This is a genomic window from Sutcliffiella halmapala (genome assembly GCF_002019665.1).
In the GTDB taxonomy this organism is placed as follows: domain Bacteria; phylum Bacillota; class Bacilli; order Bacillales; family Bacillaceae_I; genus Sutcliffiella_A; species Sutcliffiella_A halmapala.
Genome location: NZ_KV917375.1, coordinates 2,838,712 through 2,857,216, shown reverse-complemented (window position 1 = coordinate 2,857,216; position 18,505 = coordinate 2,838,712). Strand labels below are relative to the sequence as shown.

Sequence of the window (18,505 nt, the reverse complement as noted above, 5' to 3'; positions counted from 1 at the left end):
GGCTTCGCCTATTGCTCCAATCAACAGCTAGGTTATCTAAAAATCAGACTTAAACAACCAAACTAAAAAAATACGAACTAATGCAAAACTCTACTTAGAATTTCGCATAATAGTTCGTATTTTTCTTTAACTAATATTCTTTTAGTATGTTTTTCATAAAACAGATTAGATTAATCGCTCAATCTCACTATTTGCTTTCAGGTCTTCTACGATAGCTTGTAGTTGTTTCTGAACTTCTTGTTGTTCTAATTGACTTCTAATTTGATCCTGTACATCTGCTAACTCAGGGAAAGGTGTTTCTTCCTCTTCTGTTTGCTCTTCATTTTGTTGCTTTTGTGCTTCGCTTTGTTCTTTCGCTTGCTCATAATATTCTTTTACTTGCTCGTCTGTAATCTCGGCCGCAGCAAGTTCTTTATCTAAATATTTTCTAAAAGCTACATCATCTGCAATTTGTTTTTTTAGTGTTTCCATTGTAAGAGGGATACTCTCAAGCTCCTCTTCAAATTGCTCTTCAGTTTCATAATTTGCTTTAATTTCAGCAATAGACTCTTCGACTTCTTCTTCAGTTGCCGTATACCCTTTATTAGCAACCTCTTGAGATAGAAGCTCTTGATCTATTAAAGTGTTTAATGTTTGTTCTTTAATCGTTTCAGGATCACCGGCTTGACCATATTGCATCATCATCATTTGTGTTTGTTGCATCATGCTATTATAGTCTTGTCCTTTAATTTCTTCCCCGTTTACTTTCGCTACGACTTTTTCTGGATCTACTTGTTCATTTGGTTGCTCTTCGTTTTGATCATCTTCAGTTGCGGCGTTGTTATCATTTCCTCCACATGCTGCAAGTAGGATACTGGACATCAATACCATTAAAAAGAGTGTAAGTTTATTTTTCATGTTGAAACCTCCATAAAATACATTTAAAACTATTTATTCATTTAAACATGGTTTTTATTAGGAAGCAACTAATTACCCTTTTTACCTTTATATTAATGACTTATCAAATTAAAAGAGGCTGGGACATAAATTAAATTCCCAACTTCATTTACGAACAATTTAACCTAAAGAGAGCCTTAATATAAAGGATCTGTTAAACACCGCTGTTGATTTCCGCACTAGGCTTCGCTTTCCGCGGGGCGCTTGTGGAGCCTCCTCGGCTTCGCCTGTGGGGTCTCCACAAAACGCTATCTCCCGCAGGAGTCTTCGCCTTGTGCTCCAATCAACAGCTAGGTTATCTAAAAATCAGACTTAAACAGAATCAAACTGAAAAATATTCTTTTGTCCCAGCCTCTTTGGTGCTTTATTATCCTTTTAACGCTATAATCATTTCTTCATTTGGCGTTACATACAGCGTATGCTGTTGTTCATAAATCACAAATCCAGGCTTTGATCCCGATGGCTTCTTCACATTACGAACTTTGGTAAAGTCCACTGGAACGGAACTAGAATGACGTGCTTTACTAAAGTAGGCAGCGATTGTGGCCGCTTCTCTGATGGTTTCTTCTGAAGGTTCTGTGCTACGAATTACGACATGAGAACCAGGTATATCCTTCGTATGCAGCCAAATATCATCACGCCTTGCAATTCGATTAGTAAGATAGTCATTTTGCTTATTATTCTTTCCAACTATTATTTCAGTGCCGTCAGACGAAGTATATAATTCTAGTACAGGTTTTTGAGGTTTCATTTTCTTTTGGTTACGCTTTTGCTTGATTTTCATATAGCCTTCTTCAGCTAATTCTTCCCGTATCTCTTTAATATCCTTAGGAGAAGCTGTTTCCACCTGTTGTAGAATCATTTCAAAATACTCGATTTCAGCATTTGCTTTTGTAATTTGTTCTTCTACAACTGAAATAGAATTCTTCGCCTTTTGATACTTTTGAAAATAGCGCTGTGCATTTCCAGAAGGGCCGCGTTTTGGATCAAGAGGAATGACAATGCTTTCTCCACTCTCACTATAATAATTGAGTACTTCCGCCTCTGTGTCTCCGCGTTTTAGTTGATATAAATTGGCGGTTAATAATTCACCATAAAGTTGAAATCTATCTGCTTCCCTTGCATCAACTAATGTTTGTTTTAGTTTCATTATTTTCTTTTTGTTTTTCTCTAATTCATTGGAGATAAAGCGCTCTAAATCATTCGCTTGTTGCTTCACCCGGTCTCTGGAAGCTTTACCAAAATAATAGCGATCAAGTAGTTCACTTAGACTAGAAAATAATTTTTTCTCACCCCTTATATGCTCTAAAGGGAGTAAGTAAAAGAATTCTTTATTATCAGCCATTGTCAACTGAGGCTCGATTTTCCCACTTTTAACGAAGTCTACAAGGCTTACAAAGCTCGCAGGCAAGGTCTGACGGTTTGCAAGTCCTGCCCGGTGAACTGCTTCTTTCGCAAAAAGAGGGGAGATTCCTGCAAAGGTATTTACTAACTGCTTATCGAGCTTCCCACCGATAAAATCAATTTTCCGCTGAACGATTTCCTCGGTAGCTTCAAATGGATGGATTTTATTTTGTTCAGGGGGATGCACGTACGGTTGACCAGGAGACAAACTACGATGTCTGTTTTGCGACATCGCTACATGCTTAATACTATCGAGTATCATTTTTCTTTCTTTATCTACAAATATGATATTAGAGTGACGTCCCATAATCTCTACAATTAACTGCTTATAAGAAACATCCCCAATTTCATTGCGAGCTTTTACATCAAATACAATTATCCGATCCATCGCCACTTGATGGATATTCGTAATAATACTTCCTTCTAGATGCTTTCGTAAAAGCATACAAAACATCGGTGGCTCTGTTGGGTTATCATAAGATTCCTCTGTCAAGTGGATCCTTGCATAACTAGGATGCGCGGAAATAAGGAGCTTATGGTTATTTCTGCCTGAACGAATGGTCAAAACTAATTCGTTTTTATAAGGTTGATAAATCTTCGTAATTCTTCCACTTTCTAATTTCTCCTTTAACTCACTTATCATTGCATATGTAAAAACGCCATCAAAAGACATATAAAACTCCCTTTCCTACCTAATGTACCTTTTAACTCTAAAACTATTATATACAACCAAATAGCATAAGTCCTAAAAAGTGTATCATTTTTTTGGACGAGTCTGAATAAGCTTTCTTAGATAGATTTTGTGCAAAGGTTGTGAGGTGAAACAGATGAAATGGCATGAGATGCGTACAGAAGAAGTAGAAGAGAGGATAAACTCTGATGTAAAAGCAGGATTAAGCGAAACAGAAGCGAAAAATCGTCTGTTGCAGTTTGGGACGAATGAACTTCAAGAGGCAGAACGACCAAACGCCTTTTTAGTTTTTCTAGAGCAGTTTAAGGATTTTATGGTAGTGGTTCTTCTAGCGGCAACTTTAATTTCAGGGCTACTAGGAGAATACATCGATGCAGTTGCCATCATGGCGATAGTATTAATTAATGGAGTATTGGGCTTTTTCCAAGAAAGGAAAGCAGAACGTTCCTTACAAGCGTTAAAAGAACTTTCCGCACCTCAGGTCACCGTTTTACGTGATAAAGAATGGCGAAAGATAGCTTCACGAGAAATTGTTGTAGGCGATGTTGTGAAGTTTTCAAGCGGTGATCGAATTGGTGCAGATTTACGTATTGTCCAGTCAAGTTCATTAGAAATTGAAGAATCTGCATTAACTGGTGAATCCGTCCCTGCTGTCAAAAGTGAAACTCCAGTCCATGGAAATGATATCTCCTTAGGGGATCAAGAAAACATGGCTTTCATGGGGACGCTAGTTACACGTGGTACAGGCGTTGGAATCGTGGTTGCTACAGGGATGAACACAGCTATGGGGCAGATTGCAGATCTTCTTCAATCAGCTGAAACGACTATTACTCCATTACAACGAAAGTTAGAGCAGTTAGGGAAAATATTAATTGTTGTAGCATTGTTCTTAACTTTGCTTGTCGTCATTCTTGGAGTTATTCAAGGACAAAATATATATGACATGTTCTTAGCAGGAGTATCTTTAGCTGTTGCTGCTATTCCAGAAGGCTTACCTGCTATTGTTACTGTAGCTCTATCCCTCGGTGTTCAAAGAATGATTAAACAAAAATCAATTGTAAGAAAGTTACCAGCGGTGGAAACGCTCGGTTGCGCATCTGTTATTTGCTCGGATAAAACAGGTACCTTAACACAAAACAAAATGACTGTCACTCAAGCATGGTCAGGTGGCAATACTTGGACTATCACGGGTAACGGCTATGAACCATCTGGAGAATTTATTGCAAATAATTCGAAAGATCCAGCGAAAAATAAATCATTACAGCAACTATTGAGCTTTGGATTACTTTGTAATCATGCAAATATAACGCAAAAAAATAATCAATATATTCTTGATGGGGATCCGACAGAAGGGGCTTTGGCTGTAGCGGCATTAAAAGCTGGCTACACAAAAGAAAACCTATTGCAAGAATTTACAATAGTTAAGGAATACCCATTTGATTCTGAACGGAAAATGATGAGTATGGTCGTACATGATCGACAAGGAAAGCTATTCCTGATTACAAAAGGAGCACCTGATGTTATCAGCAATGTTAGCGAATCAATCCTTTGGGAAGGCAAAAAACAACTCTTTACAGATAAATATGCCAACATAGTGAAAGATACCGTTCACGTTTTAGCTTCACAAGCTTTGAGAAACATAGCTGTCGCATTTAAACCTCTTACTGACTATCATCACAGTATGACGGAAAAAGAAGTGGAAAAAAACCTTATCTTTATTGGGATACAAGGCATGATTGACCCTCCAAGACCAGAAGTCAAACAAGCGGTTAGAGAGTGTAAAGAAGCTGGCATAAAAACGGTGATGATTACAGGGGACCACATCGTAACAGCAAAAGCAATCGCTACTGAAATCGGAATCTTGCCGATGGGTGGCAAAGTGTTAGAAGGGAAAACGCTCCAAAAGATGTCACAAGAAGAGCTTGAGAACATGGTAGATGATGTTTATGTGTTCGCAAGAGTTTCCCCACAACATAAGTTATCTATCGTTAAAGCACTGCAGAAGAAGGGACATATTGTTGCAATGACAGGGGATGGTGTCAATGACGCACCAGCTATTAAAGCATCTGACATCGGAATTGCAATGGGGATTACAGGAACGGATGTGGCGAAGGAAGCATCTTCCCTCGTATTATTGGATGATAATTTTGCGACCATTAAATCTGCTATAAAAGAAGGTAGAAACATATACGAAAATATCCGCAAGTTTATTCGCTATTTACTTGCATCCAATGTTGGAGAAATTCTTGTTATGTTGTTTGCCATGCTACTAGCACTGCCTCTTCCACTCGTCCCAATTCAAATATTATGGGTAAACCTTGTAACAGATGGCCTACCTGCAATGGCATTAGGTTTGGACCAGGCAGAAGGGGACGTCATGAAGCGAAAGCCAAGGCACCCAAAAGAAGGGGTGTTTGCAAGAGGATTATGGTGGAAAATCATTAGCAGAGGGTTCCTCATTGGAATTGCTACCCTAATTGCCTTTATCATCGTCTATAAACAGCACCCAGACGATTTGATTTATGCCCAAACGGTCGCCTTTGCTACTTTAGTTATGGCGCAGTTAATACATGTTTTTGATTGTAGAAGTGAGCGTTCTATTTTTCACCGAAACCCATTTCAGAATTTGTATTTAGTGGGGGCTGTTATTTCAAGTATTTTGTTAATGCTTATTGTAATCTATTACCCGCCACTCCAAGTCATTTTTCATACAGTAGCACTTGACCCACAAGAATGGCTCTTAATACTAGGATTGGCATCCCTACCAACTTTTTTACTAGTGGGTACTCTTTTTACAAGTAAAGCAAAGAAAAATATGGTATAATTTAAAAAAGGTAGTAGAGACATTCTCTATTACCTTTCGTTTGTTTAATAAGAAAGAATAAAATAACTTCTTTTAAAAATAGTAAAACAATGCTAATATAGTGTTTGCTTAGCATCAAAACAAGCCACTACTAGGCTCTTTTTTCTAAAACATGTTTGGAAAAAGAGCATTATATACTTAAGGAACGGACGTGAGTATGATGGTAAAAAGTATGACGGGCTTTGGTCGAGCAGAAACGAGTACGGATTCCTACTGGATTTTAGTAGAAATGAAATCGGTGAATCATCGTTTTTGTGAAATAAACATTAGGATGCCTAAGCAATTGCTTTCGCTAGAGGATAAAATAAAAAAGGCAATAAGCGCATTTATAAAGCGGGGAAGAGTAGAAGTTTTTATTACCATAGAAGGCCAAGGTCTTGCAAAAAAAGAAGTAACAGTTGATTGGAACTTACTGTCAGAATACATACAATCGTTAAAACAGGTGAAAGATAGATTTCAAATTTCTAGTTCCATACAAATAAATGATATACTACAATTAGAGAACGTGTTTACTGTAATAGAAGAAGCGTACATTCAAGATGAATTAGAAGATGCTTTATTGAATAATGTACATATTGCTACAGAACAACTGTTATCTATGAGGACTATTGAAGGGGCTCAGCTGCAAAAGGACATTTTAGATCATGTTTCTCGGATCGAAAAGACAGCACATGAACTTCATACATATGCACCAATAGTCGTGGAGGCGTATCGACTTAGATTAGAGAAAAAAATGAAGGATTTTGTTGGAACAATCATTGATGAACAAAGACTTATTTCAGAAGCAGCAATATTTTCGGATAAGGCAGATATTAATGAAGAATTAAAACGAATTCATAGTCATATTGTGCAGTTCACCAATTCGCTTGAAAGTATGGATGCAATTGGAAGGAAATTGGATTTCCTCGTACAAGAATTAAATCGCGAAGTAAACACCATTGGTTCAAAAGCAAATGACGCGAAGATTGCGAATTCTGTTGTAGAAATGAAAGCTTGCATAGAGAAAATAAAAGAGCAAGTGCAAAACATTGAATAATCTTTGATTACTAACCACTTAACAAGGTTAGAATAGAGTTTGTAACTAGAGGTGGAAACCATGATTAAGTTAATTAATATTGGCTTTGGTAACATTGTTTCAGCAAATCGTATCATATCTATTGTAAGCCCTGAATCTGCGCCGATTAAAAGGATTATTCAAGACGCAAGGGATCAAGGAATGCTTATTGATGCTACTTATGGTAGACGGACAAGAGCAGTTCTAATAATGGATAGTGATCATGTAATATTGTCAGCTGTGCAACCAGAAACTGTTGCACAAAGGCTTGTTAATAAAGATGATATGTCTGATGAAGGGTAGGTATTTATAGATAAATGAGAGATAGAGGGTTATTAATCGTCCTTTCAGGTCCTTCTGGAGTAGGTAAAGGAACGGTAAGAAAAGCGTTGTTTTCAAAGGAAGATGTAAGTCTTCATTATTCAATTTCCATGACTACTAGAAGTCCACGTGCCGGAGAAATAGACGGTACAGATTATTTCTTCAAATCCAAAGAGGATTTTGAACAGTTAATTGAACAAGATAAATTTATAGAATGGGCAGAGTATGTTGGCAACTATTATGGTACGCCAGTAGACTATGTAGAGCAATGTTTAACAGAAGGCAAAGATGTCTTTTTGGAAATTGAAGTCCAAGGTGCGATTCAAGTGAAAAGTAAATTTCCAGAAGGTGTTTTCATCTTCTTAATGCCTCCAAGTCTTTCTGAATTGAAAAACAGAATTACGACAAGAGGAACAGAAACAGAAGATTTAATCAACAACCGAATGACTGTTGCAAAAGAAGAAATTGAAATGATGGATGCTTACGATTATGTAGTGGAGAATGATCAGGTGGATTTAGCTTGTGACAGAATTCAAGCAATCGTACAAGCGGAACATTGTAAAAGAACGAGACTGCGTGAAAAATACAAACAAATGGTGGAGGCTGATTAATATGTTATACCCTTCTATTGATTCCTTAATGCAAAAACTTGATTCCAAATATACTTTAGTAACAGTATCTGCTAGACGTGCTCGTGAACTACAACAAGTAAACGACCAAATGATTGAAAAGACAGTATCTCATAAATTTGTGGGAAAAGCGTTAGAAGAAATTGACGCTGGATTACTATCTGCTAAAACGATTAAAACGGCTGAAAGAAGCGAAGGAATCCTGAATCACAAATAAAAATAACAACCTAGAGATAGGTTGTTATTTTTTTAAGTTAACATTTTAAGACATTCTCAAAGAAACCGTCTAAACTCATTGTGATTGAGAGATGAAACTTGAGCTTTTTCTAGATGAGTTAAATTAATAATCGGGGGAAAGAAAAATGTTGTTAACCAATAAGAGAATCCTTTTGTGTGTAACAGGTGGAATTGCTGTATATAAAGCGGTGGCGCTAACGAGTAAGCTCGTGCAGCAAGGTGCACAAGTAAAGGTGATCATGAGCCAATCGGCATGCAAATTTGTTACACCACTATCCTTTCAAGCATTATCAAGAAATGAAGTATATACAGATACATTTGCAGAGAAAAATCCAGCAGTTATTTCTCATATAGATTTAGCCGATTGGGCGGACCTTGTTCTAGTAGCACCCGCAACTGCTAATGTGATTGGGAAGATGGCCAATGGCTTAGCCGATGATATGATAACAACAACCTTACTTGCAACAACTGCTCCAGTATGGATAGCACCTGCAATGAATGTTCATATGTATGATCATCCAGCTGTAAAAGTGAATATGAATAGACTAGCTTCCTATGGGTATCGTTTTATTGAGCCAGGAGAAGGCTTTTTAGCATGTGGCTATGTAGGGAAAGGACGTCTTGAAGAGCCAGAAGCTATTGTTGCTGCAATTACTCAACATTTCGGCTCTAGTTCTAGCGATCAAGAACCGAAACCTCTTTCAGGTAAAAATTTTCTAGTAACTGCAGGCCCTACTGTGGAAAAAGTGGACCCAGTTCGATTTTTCACTAATCGTTCGACAGGAAAAATGGGATACGCCATTGCAGAGGTTGCTGCTGAATTAGGAGCAAATGTAATACTTGTTTCTGGACCAACAACTCTTGAAGATCCATCACACGTGCACACCATTAGAGTAGAATCGGCTAAAGAAATGTATGACGCAGTATTGGAGAATTTCGAAAACAGTGATGTGGTAATCAAATCAGCCGCAGTAGCTGACTATCGTCCAAAACATATTTCAGAAATGAAAATGAAAAAACAAGATGGTGATAGTGTACTAGAAATGGAACGTACACAAGATATTTTGAAAGAATTAGGCAAAAGAAAAACGCATCAGGTTCTAGTAGGATTTGCTGCTGAAACAAATAATGTAGAAGAATATGCCAAGGGCAAGCTGGAGAAAAAAAATCTCGATTATATAGTCGCTAATAATGTAACAGAGCTTGGAGCAGGATTTGGTACAGATACCAACATCGTTACGATCTATCGTAAGGATGAGACAAGTATTTCGCTCCCTTTAATGAAGAAGAAGGAAGTAGCTTCTGCTTTATTGTTAGAAATCGCTTCTCATATAGAGGATAAAGCATGACATATGCAAGTGTGATTGTTGATGTTCCTGCAAAACAAACGGATCGAGCTTTTGATTATGAAATACCTGAGAAATGGGAAGGGTTTATCCAAACAGGAATGAGAGTTATTGTTCCATTTGGACCACGTCAAGTACAAGGCTTTGTTATTGAAATCAAAGCCACTTCATCTGTCAAAAAAACAAAGCCAATTTCCTCTTTAATTGATGTTAGTCCGATTTTAACAAAGGAACTGCTACAACTAGCAGGCTGGTTAAGAGATCATACATTATGCTTTACTATATCTGCATTTCAAGCGATGCTACCAGCTGCATTGAAAGCAAAATATGAAAAATGGATTATTGCAAAGGACCTGGATAAAATTCCACCGCATTTGCAGCTTTTATTTCAACCGTCAAGCCGTGTTCGTTTTGAAGAGCTAGAAGGAACCAGTCATTATAAGTTAATCAAACAACTTATAGAAGAAGATATTGTAGAAGTTTATTATGAAGTAAAAGATAAATTATCCAAAAAAACAGTACGAATGATTGAATTAAATGTGAAAAAGGATGAATTAATAACTGCCAAACAACAAATCCCAATTCGAGCGTCTGCTCAACATAAACTCTTAGATTATTTTATTCATTCTAATAAAGAGCGTGTAGAGAAGAAACAGCTGTTAGAAGTTCTACAAATAGGTACGAGTGCCATTCAAGCAGTTGTAAAGTTAGAATTAATGAAAGAAATACAAGAAGAGATTTATCGTGACCCATATGAAAATAGAGAGTTCAAAAAATCAGAACCACTCCCCCTAACAGCTCAACAGCAAGAAGTAATCTCACCTATCCTTCAATCTATTGAAGAAAATAAACATAAAGGTTATGTAATGTTTGGCGTAACAGGTAGTGGGAAAACTGAGGTATATATGCAAGCGGTAGATGCAGTATTGAAAAAAGGGAAAGAGGCAATCGTACTTGTGCCAGAAATTTCACTAACTCCACAAATGGTGAACCGCTTCAAATCAAGATTTGGATCAGATGTAGCGGTGATGCATAGTGGGTTAGGGATGGGTGAGAAATATGATGAATGGCGTAAAATTCACCGTAAAGAAGTAAAAGTGGTAGTTGGAGCACGTTCGGCAATATTTGCCCCCTTTGAAAATGTCGGGATTATTATTATTGATGAAGAGCATGAAACAAGCTACAAACAAGAAGATACCCCTCGCTATCATGCACGTGATATTGCCATGGAAAGAGGAAGATACCATCAATGTCCCGTAGTATTGGGAAGTGCAACCCCTACGCTAGAAACTTTTGCGCGAGGAACTAAAGGGGTTTATCAGCTATTAACGATGGATAAAAGAATGAGCGACCAGGGCATGCCACCAGTTGAAATTGTGGACATGAGAGAAGAATTAAGAGAAGGAAACAGATCCATGTTTTCTAGAAACCTTCTTGAAAAACTTCAGTCCCGTTTAGAACGTGGTGAACAATCAGTATTATTTTTAAATAAACGAGGTTATTCTTCCTTTGTAATGTGTCGAGACTGTGGCTATGTAGTAGAATGCCCTCATTGTGACATTTCCTTAACTTATCATCGTAGCTCTAATCAATTAAAATGCCATTATTGTGGCTATGAAGAGCCTGTTCATGCAACTTGTCCTTCATGTGATAGTGAGCACTTCCGGTTTTTTGGAACCGGAACACAAAAAGTGGAGGAAGAACTGACTAAGTTGTTACCGAACGCCAGAGTTATTAGAATGGATGTCGACACCACCACCAAAAAAGGATCACATGAAAAGCTGCTTCAACAATTTGGCGACCAAAAAGCAGATATTTTACTAGGAACCCAAATGATTGCTAAGGGACTTGATTTTCCTTTAGTTACACTAGTTGGAGTATTAACTGCTGACACTATGTTAAATATCCCGGATTTTCGTTCCTCTGAAAAAACTTTCCAGCTACTAACACAAGTGAGTGGACGGGCAGGTCGACATCTTCTTCCAGGTGAAGTAGTTATTCAATCTTACAGCCCAGAGCATTATAGTGTAGAATTAGCAAGTGCACATGATTATTTGGCCTTTTATCAAAAGGAAATGCAAATTAGAAAGAACCATCAATATCCGCCATTTTATTATCTAGCTCTTGTAACAGTTACCCATCAAGAGCTTACAAAAGTAGTAACTGTCACAGAGAGAATTACTAGCTTTTTAGGAATGCAGTTATCAAAAGAAGCCATTATATTAGGTCCAGTGTCTTCTCCTATCGCTCGTATCAAGGACAAATACAGATATCAATGTATCATTAAATATAAAAAAGAACCTAATCTTCATGAAGCATTGAAAAGAATTGTAGAAAAGTATCAAGCACAGATGGACCAAGAAAAGTTATCTATTCATATAGATTTAAATCCTTACATGTTAATGTAATTGTTGGAGGAAGAAAAGTGCCAATATTAAAGATCGTAGAATATCCAGCAGCGGTATTAGAGCAACAATGTGAAATGGTGACAACCTTTGATAAAAGGCTAGTTCGCCTTCTCAATAATATGTATGATACGATGCTAGAAGCAGATGGTGTCGGCCTTGCTGCACCGCAAATAGGTATTGCCAAACAAATAGCAATCGTAGAAGTAGATGAAGTGCAGGGGAAAATCGAGTTAATAAATCCTGAAATTATTCAGATAGAAGGCGAGCAAGTAGGGCCCGAAGGATGTTTAAGCTTTCCTGGATTGTACGGTGAGGTAAGTCGTTCTAATTACGTAAAGGTCCGTGCCCAAAACCGTAAAGGTAAATGGTATGAGGTTGAAGCAAGAGGATTTTTAGCGCGAGCAATCCAACATGAAATCGACCATTTACACGGCGTGTTATTTACGTCGAAAGTAATAAAATATTACGAAGAAGAAGAGTTAGAAAGGTGATACGATGAAACGAATAGTATTTATGGGAACACCTGATTTTGCGGTTCCAGTATTACAACAAATTCTCCAAGATGGATATGAGGTAATAGCTGTTGTAACTCAGCCAGATCGTCCAAAAGGTAGAAAAAAGTTATTAACCCCACCACCCGTTAAGGTGGAAGCAGAAAAACACGGAATACCTGTTTATCAACCTGAAAAAATCAGAGAAAAAACAGAATACGAAAAAATCACATCATTAGAACCAGATTTAATCGTAACCGCGGCCTTTGGTCAAATCTTGCCAAACCCATTATTGGATGCGCCAAAGTTTGGTTGTATCAATGTACATGCCTCCTTACTTCCAGAGCTAAGAGGCGGGGCACCGATACACTATTCTATTCTGCAAGGTAAAAGGAAAACAGGTGTGACCATTATGTATATGGTAGAGAAATTAGATGCTGGGGATATCCTGACTCAAGTTGAAGTAAATATCTCTGAGAAAGATCATGTAGGTACACTGCATAATAAATTAAGTGAAGCGGGTTCTTTATTACTTGCTCAAACACTGCCATTATTATTTGAAGAGAAACTGACACCAATCAAACAAGTGGAAGAAGAAGCAACTTTTGCCTCGAATATAAAAAGAGAGCAGGAGAAAATTGATTGGAATCAGCCAGGTGAAAAAATTTATAATCATATTCGTGGCTTGCACCCCTGGCCTGTCGCTTATACAACCTTACAAGGTCAAGTAATGAAGGTTTGGTGGGGAGAAAAGCTTGAAACAAACAGTGATGCGATTCCAGGGACGATTATCGGAAAAGAAGAAGATGGATTCATTGTGAAAACTGGTAATACTATAAGTATAAAAATAACCGATCTTCAACTTTCAGGAAAAAAACGAATGACTGGAACACAATTTTTAAACGGGGCAGGAGCTTCGTTATCAGAAGGCATACAGCTAGGAGAATAAGATGAAAAATGTGAGAGAGCTAGCTTTTGAAGCATTAGTTAATATCGAAAAAAAGCAAGCATATAGTAACCTTTTATTAAACAATTATTTAGATTCGGGAAAGCTAAACAAAAAAGATGCGGGACTATTCACTGAAATCGTCTATGGCACGATACAACGTACGATAACAATTGATTATTATTTAGCTCCGTATATAGAAAAACAAAAAAAACTTCAAGATTGGGTTAAGATTTTACTACGAATGACCTTATATCAAATGATTTATCTTGATAAAGTGCCGGCGAGAGCAGCGATCTTTGAGGCGGTTGAAATCGCGAAAAAGAAAGGACATAAAGGCGTTGCATCTGTTGTTAACGGTGTCCTAAGATCCATACAACGTCAAGGGGTTCCCAACTTAGAAACAATGGAAAATGATCTCGATAGAATATCCATAGCTACAAGCCACCCACGCTGGTTGGTTGAGAAATGGATTGAGCAGTACGGTGTAGCGGATACAGAAAGAATGTGTGAGATGAATTTAGTTCCACCTAGTCAAACAGCACGAGTAAATACAGCAAAGGCTACGGTGGAGGAAGTTATAGCGATGTTAGAGAACCAAGGTTTTGATGTGGATAAGGGAGAAGTAGCAAAAGAAAGCATTATTTCCAATAAAGGGAATTTAGCCTATTCGAACGCTTTCAAAAATGGGTATATTACAATCCAAGATGAAAGCTCAATGCTTGTTGCAAGCACCCTTGGAGTTTCAGAAGGTGAAGTTGTCTTTGATTGTTGTGCAGCTCCTGGAGGGAAATCCACTCATATCGCAGAACTCATGAATGGAACAGGAACGGTTGTCTCAGCAGACTTACACGAACACAAAGCACGTCTTATTAAAGAACAAGCAGAACGATTGGATCTTCCTAATATTGAAGTACAAACATTGGATAGCCGAAAAGCACAACAGGTTTTTCAAAAAGAACATTTTGATAAAATACTGGTTGATGCACCATGTTCAGGCTTTGGGGTTATACGAAGAAAGCCTGATTTGAAATATTCGAAATCAATGCAAGATGTGAAACAGCTAGCTACAATTCAATCCACCATTTTGAACGAGGTAGCGCCATTAGTAAAAAAAGGTGGAACTTTAGTATATAGTACATGTACAATTGATAAAGAAGAAAATACAGAAGTTGTGAATGCTTTCTTAGAAAGTCATCCAGACTTTGAAATAGATATCAACATAAAAGATTTATTACCAGCAAAGCTCGAAAACTTTGTTAAAGATGGTATGCTCCAGCTTTTACCACATTATTTTGGTACGGATGGATTTTTTATAGTTAGACTAAAAAGGCAGGTGTAAAAGATGGAACAAAATACAACAACAACTAAGAAACAAGAAGACGTAACCCGTAAACCGTCCATCTATTCTCTTCAATTACACGAACTAGAAGATTGGTTAGCAAGTATTGGAGAAAAGAAATTTAGAACAAAACAGATCTTTGAATGGCTATACAAAAAAAGAGTGACATCTTTTGAGGATATGTCCAATTTATCCAAGTCATTACGTGAACAATTAGACGATGCTTTTGTTCTAACTACTCTGAAAACGATAATCCAGCAAACGTCAGCGGATGGCACGATGAAGTTTTTATTTGAACTACATGACGGCTATTCCATTGAAACGGTACTAATGAGACATGAATACGGAAATTCTGTCTGTGTGACAACTCAAGTAGGTTGCCGTATCGGTTGTACGTTTTGTGCTTCCACGCTTGGTGGATTAAAGCGTAATTTAGAAGCAGGAGAAATCGTTGCGCAAGTCGTAAAAGTACAACAAGCGATTGATGAGTTAGAAGAGCGAGTAAGTCATGTTGTTATTATGGGAATCGGGGAGCCATTTGATAACTATGATGAAATGTTAAGCTTTTTGAAAATCATCAACCATGACCAAGCCTTAAATATTGGTGCACGTCATATTACCGTATCGACAAGTGGAATTATCCCGAAAATTTATAAATTTGCTGATGAGAATATGCAAATCAACTTTGCTATCTCCTTGCATGCACCAAATACAGAAATTCGCTCCAGACTAATGCCGATTAATAAAGCGTACAAGCTACCTGATTTAATGGAATCTGTGCATTATTATATTAAGAAAACAGGACGCCGCGTAAGTTTTGAGTACGGTTTATTTGGTGGAGTAAATGATCAAGTAGAGCATGCCGAGGAATTAGCAAAGCTAGTGAAAGGAATCAAGTGTCACATTAACTTAATTCCCGTTAACTATGTCCCAGAACGTGACTATGTAAGGACTCCAAAGGAACAGATTAATCTATTTGAAAAAACATTAAAGAACCTAGGGATAAACGTAACAGTTCGTCGTGAGCAAGGGCATGATATTGATGCTGCATGTGGCCAGCTACGTGCGAAGGAGCGAAAAGAAGAGACGAGGTGACAAGTGTTGATGGTCTTTTTAACAGATAAAGGGAGAGTTCGTTCGCATAATGAAGATAACGGGGGAATTTTTGTTAATAAAGACGGAACCGTTTTAGCGGTTGTTTGTGATGGAATGGGGGGACATAAAGCAGGGGATGTAGCCAGTGAAAGGGCAATCCAACATATGAAAGAGATGTGGGAGGAGTCAGAAAATGTCTCTTCCCCAGAACCTGCTGAAATCTGGTTTAAGACTTACATTAGTCAGATAAATCAACTTTTGTTTGAGTATGCAAATGAGCATGAAGAGTGTCATGGAATGGGAACTACTATTGTAGCAGCAATTCGCGGAGAGTCTTTTGTTACACTAGCCCATGTTGGAGACAGTAGAATTTATATCATTTCAAAAGAAGAGGCAAAACAATTAACAGAGGACCAAACCTTTGTTAATGAATTAGTTAAAAGTGGACAAATTTCTAAAGAGGATGCCGAGCATCATCCGAGAAAAAATGTTATACTACAAGCTTTAGGGACAGAGAAAACCGTAAAGATTGATTTAAAGACTATTACATATGATGAAGCTGGTTACCTTTTACTTTGTTCTGACGGATTAAGTAACAAAGTAAATGGCAAGGAATTTGTTGAGGTACTTAACAATAATAAAATTCCATTTTCAGCCAAAGCAGAAGAGTTAATAAATCGTGCAAATCAATACGGCGGAGAAGATAACATCACGGTTGCCATATTGGAATTATCTGTCACCGAAGATGAAAGCGGGTGATATCTTTGTTAATTGGCAAAAGATTGAACGGGCGATATAAAATTCTCGAAGTCATCGGCGGCGGTGGAATGGCGAATGTCTACCTTGCTCGTGACATGATTCTAGATCGGGATGTAGCAGTAAAGGTGTTACGTCTAGATTTTGCAAATGATGAAGAATTTATACGACGTTTTAGAAGAGAAGCACAGTCAGCAACTAGTTTAGATCATCCTAATATTGTCAGTATTTATGATATTGGTGAAGAGGATGATATTTATTATATTGTCATGGAACATGTGTCAGGGAAAACACTAAAACAATATATTCAACAATCTGCACCTATCGAGCAATACAATACGGTGGAGCTTATGCAACAGCTTACCTCAGCAATTGCACATGCCCATGAAAATGGCATTATTCATCGAGATATTAAGCCGCAAAATATATTAATAGACGATTATGGTACATTGAAAGTAACAGACTTTGGGATAGCGATGGCTTTAAGTTCTACTACTATTACCCAAACAAACTCTTTATTAGGGTCAGTTCATTATTTATCACCAGAGCAAGCAAGAGGAAGTTTAGCAACTAAAAAATCTGATGTCTATGCACTAGGGATAGTCATGTTTGAAATGTTAACTGGCAGACTTCCTTTTTCTGGGGAATCAGCAGTTTCTATTGCTTTAAAACATTTACAATCGGAAACACCATCACCAAAGAGATGGAACCCAACTATCCCTCAAAGCTTAGAAAATGTTATCTTAAAATCGATGGCAAAGGATCCTTTTCACCGATATGAATCGGTAGAGGAAATGTCTGAAGATTTGGATACCGTATTAGAGCCTGGTCGTTTACATGAACCGAAGTTTTTTATTCCAAATGAAGATGAAGAGGCTACAAAAGCAATTCCGATTATTAAAGGCAATCTATCTCAGCATCTCCAAAATGATCATGAAACAAAGGTACGTCCAACCGATAAAGCTGTTCGACCAACTGAAACGAAAGAACCTTCTAAGAAGAAGAAAAAAAAGAAAAAGAAAAAATGGTTCATTTCACTACTAATTCTCTTATTTTTACTTATAGGAGGAGTAGTAGCGGCATTTACTTTTCTTCCATCACTTTTACTTCCTAAAGATATCGTCGTTGATGATGTCACTGATATGGAATACGAAGAAGCGATTGATTTGCTAAAATCAACAGGCTTTGTTATTGATAAAACCGTAGATGAGCCAAGTGATGATATAGCAGAAGGTAATGTAATTAGAACGTGGCCAGAGGCTGGTAAGACTAGAAAAGAAGGCTCGGAAATTACTGTTTATCGTAGCGTTGGGAAAGAAAAAGTAGCTGTAGAAGATTATACAAATCTTCAGGTAGAGGACGCTATAAGTAGAATAAAGCAGAAAGATTATCCAGATCCTGAGATAGAAGAAGTACATTCAGAGGATGTATCAGCAGGAATCGTAATACGTCAAACTCCTGAACCGAATGAAACGGTCATTCCAGAAGAAACGGTAATAAAATTAGTAGTATCCAAAGGGATAAGTCCAATCGTGTTAGATAATTATCAAGGTTCATCTTTAGATTTTGCCAAAAGGCATTTGGATTCCCTTGGAATAATACCAGAAGTTGAAGAAGAATATAACGCTGATGTGTCAGCCGGAAATATAATTAAACAGAATCCTGCCCCTGAATCTCGAGTAAAAAAAGGGGATAAGATACAACTAATTGTTTCCAAAGGTCCACAGCCTGAAGATAAAACGATTGACGTTCCACTTGAAATAGCGTATAAACCTTCAGAAGAAGGTGCAGAACAAAAAATAGACCTTTTTGTCGAAGATTTAAATACAAATATGGATGACCCTAAAGAAACGTATATTATTACAGATGATTTAAAAACTGAATTCACTATTACGGTGCCATATAAGCAAAAAGCAAGGTATGAAGTATTTGTTGATGGAGAAAAGGTCCAATCTATTACGATAGATTATGATGATATTGAGTAAG

At 37.4% G+C, this 18,505-nt stretch carries 15 protein-coding genes; 13 read left to right on the top strand and 2 right to left on the bottom strand.

All coding sequences use genetic code 11. The annotated features are described in order from the left end of the window. Nucleotides 1–165 precede the first annotated feature (165 nt). Together BK580_RS14095 and BK580_RS14090 are read right to left on the bottom strand one after the other, a co-directional pair. Nucleotides 166–897 carry a SurA N-terminal domain-containing protein gene (locus tag BK580_RS14095; protein ID WP_078380952.1) on the bottom strand — a complete coding sequence of 244 codons (732 nt, stop codon included), beginning with the start codon at nt 895–897 and terminating at the stop codon, nt 166–168. Nucleotides 898–1,303: 406 nt separating this feature from the next. Continuing rightward, a complete protein-coding gene (locus tag BK580_RS14090; RefSeq protein WP_078380951.1) occupies nt 1,304–3,013 on the bottom strand; it encodes an Rqc2 family fibronectin-binding protein in 1,710 nt (569 codons plus the stop codon). A gap of 154 nt (nt 3,014–3,167) precedes the next feature. On the opposite strand from BK580_RS14090, the gene BK580_RS14085 reads away from it, so the two are divergent. The 13 genes from BK580_RS14085 to pknB all read left to right on the top strand — a co-directional run bounded on the left by BK580_RS14085 (nt 3,168) and on the right by pknB (nt 18,504). After that, nucleotides 3,168–5,855: a calcium-translocating P-type ATPase, SERCA-type gene (locus BK580_RS14085; RefSeq protein ID WP_078380950.1), complete on the top strand. Its 2,688-nt coding sequence runs from the start codon at nt 3,168–3,170 to the stop codon at nt 5,853–5,855. Nucleotides 5,856–6,054: 199 nt separating this feature from the next. Next, entirely contained in the window at nt 6,055–6,930 is an 876-nt protein-coding gene (locus BK580_RS14080) for a YicC/YloC family endoribonuclease (protein ID WP_078382778.1), read from the top strand. A gap of 60 nt (nt 6,931–6,990) precedes the next feature. Then, complete coding sequence (remA, locus tag BK580_RS14075; protein WP_078380949.1) at nt 6,991–7,251, top strand: extracellular matrix/biofilm regulator RemA; 261 nt, start codon at nt 6,991–6,993, stop codon at nt 7,249–7,251. A 14-nt stretch (nt 7,252–7,265) separates the two neighbouring features. Continuing rightward, the gene (gene gmk / locus BK580_RS14070; RefSeq protein WP_078380948.1) at nt 7,266–7,880 is read left to right on the top strand and encodes a guanylate kinase; all 615 of its coding nucleotides are present in this window, start codon (nt 7,266–7,268) and stop codon (nt 7,878–7,880) included. A 1-nt stretch (nt 7,881) separates the two neighbouring features. Further along, nucleotides 7,882–8,115, top strand: coding sequence for a DNA-directed RNA polymerase subunit omega (gene rpoZ / locus BK580_RS14065; protein WP_060665844.1), 234 nt, complete (start codon nt 7,882–7,884; stop codon nt 8,113–8,115). 148 nt (nt 8,116–8,263) lie between these two features. Next, nucleotides 8,264–9,484 carry a bifunctional phosphopantothenoylcysteine decarboxylase/phosphopantothenate--cysteine ligase CoaBC gene (coaBC, locus tag BK580_RS14060; RefSeq protein ID WP_078382777.1) on the top strand — a complete coding sequence of 407 codons (1,221 nt, stop codon included), beginning with the start codon at nt 8,264–8,266 and terminating at the stop codon, nt 9,482–9,484. Continuing rightward, the gene (gene priA / locus BK580_RS14055; protein WP_078380947.1) at nt 9,481–11,889 is read left to right on the top strand and encodes a primosomal protein N'; all 2,409 of its coding nucleotides are present in this window, start codon (nt 9,481–9,483) and stop codon (nt 11,887–11,889) included. The genes coaBC and priA overlap by 4 nt, the downstream gene beginning before the upstream one ends. 17 nt (nt 11,890–11,906) lie before the next feature. Further along, nucleotides 11,907–12,380 carry a peptide deformylase gene (gene def, locus BK580_RS14050; RefSeq protein ID WP_078380946.1) on the top strand — a complete coding sequence of 158 codons (474 nt, stop codon included), beginning with the start codon at nt 11,907–11,909 and terminating at the stop codon, nt 12,378–12,380. 4 nt (nt 12,381–12,384) lie between these two features. Next, nucleotides 12,385–13,329 carry a methionyl-tRNA formyltransferase gene (gene fmt, locus BK580_RS14045; protein WP_078380945.1) on the top strand — a complete coding sequence of 315 codons (945 nt, stop codon included), beginning with the start codon at nt 12,385–12,387 and terminating at the stop codon, nt 13,327–13,329. A 1-nt stretch (nt 13,330) separates the two neighbouring features. Further along, nucleotides 13,331–14,668 (top strand): 16S rRNA (cytosine(967)-C(5))-methyltransferase RsmB, encoded by a 1,338-nt coding sequence (gene rsmB, locus BK580_RS14040; RefSeq protein ID WP_078380944.1) that lies wholly within the window; start codon nt 13,331–13,333, stop codon nt 14,666–14,668. Between the two features lie 3 nt (nt 14,669–14,671). Beyond that, nucleotides 14,672–15,763, top strand: a complete 1,092-nt coding sequence (gene rlmN / locus BK580_RS14035; protein WP_078380943.1) for a dual-specificity RNA methyltransferase RlmN — start codon at nt 14,672–14,674, stop codon at nt 15,761–15,763. A 9-nt stretch (nt 15,764–15,772) separates the two neighbouring features. Further along, nucleotides 15,773–16,522, top strand: a complete 750-nt coding sequence (locus BK580_RS14030; RefSeq protein WP_211279030.1) for a Stp1/IreP family PP2C-type Ser/Thr phosphatase — start codon at nt 15,773–15,775, stop codon at nt 16,520–16,522. After that, entirely contained in the window at nt 16,519–18,504 is a 1,986-nt protein-coding gene (gene pknB, locus BK580_RS14025; protein ID WP_328589049.1) for a Stk1 family PASTA domain-containing Ser/Thr kinase, read from the top strand. The genes BK580_RS14030 and pknB overlap by 4 nt, the downstream gene beginning before the upstream one ends. Nucleotide 18,505 lies beyond the last annotated feature (1 nt).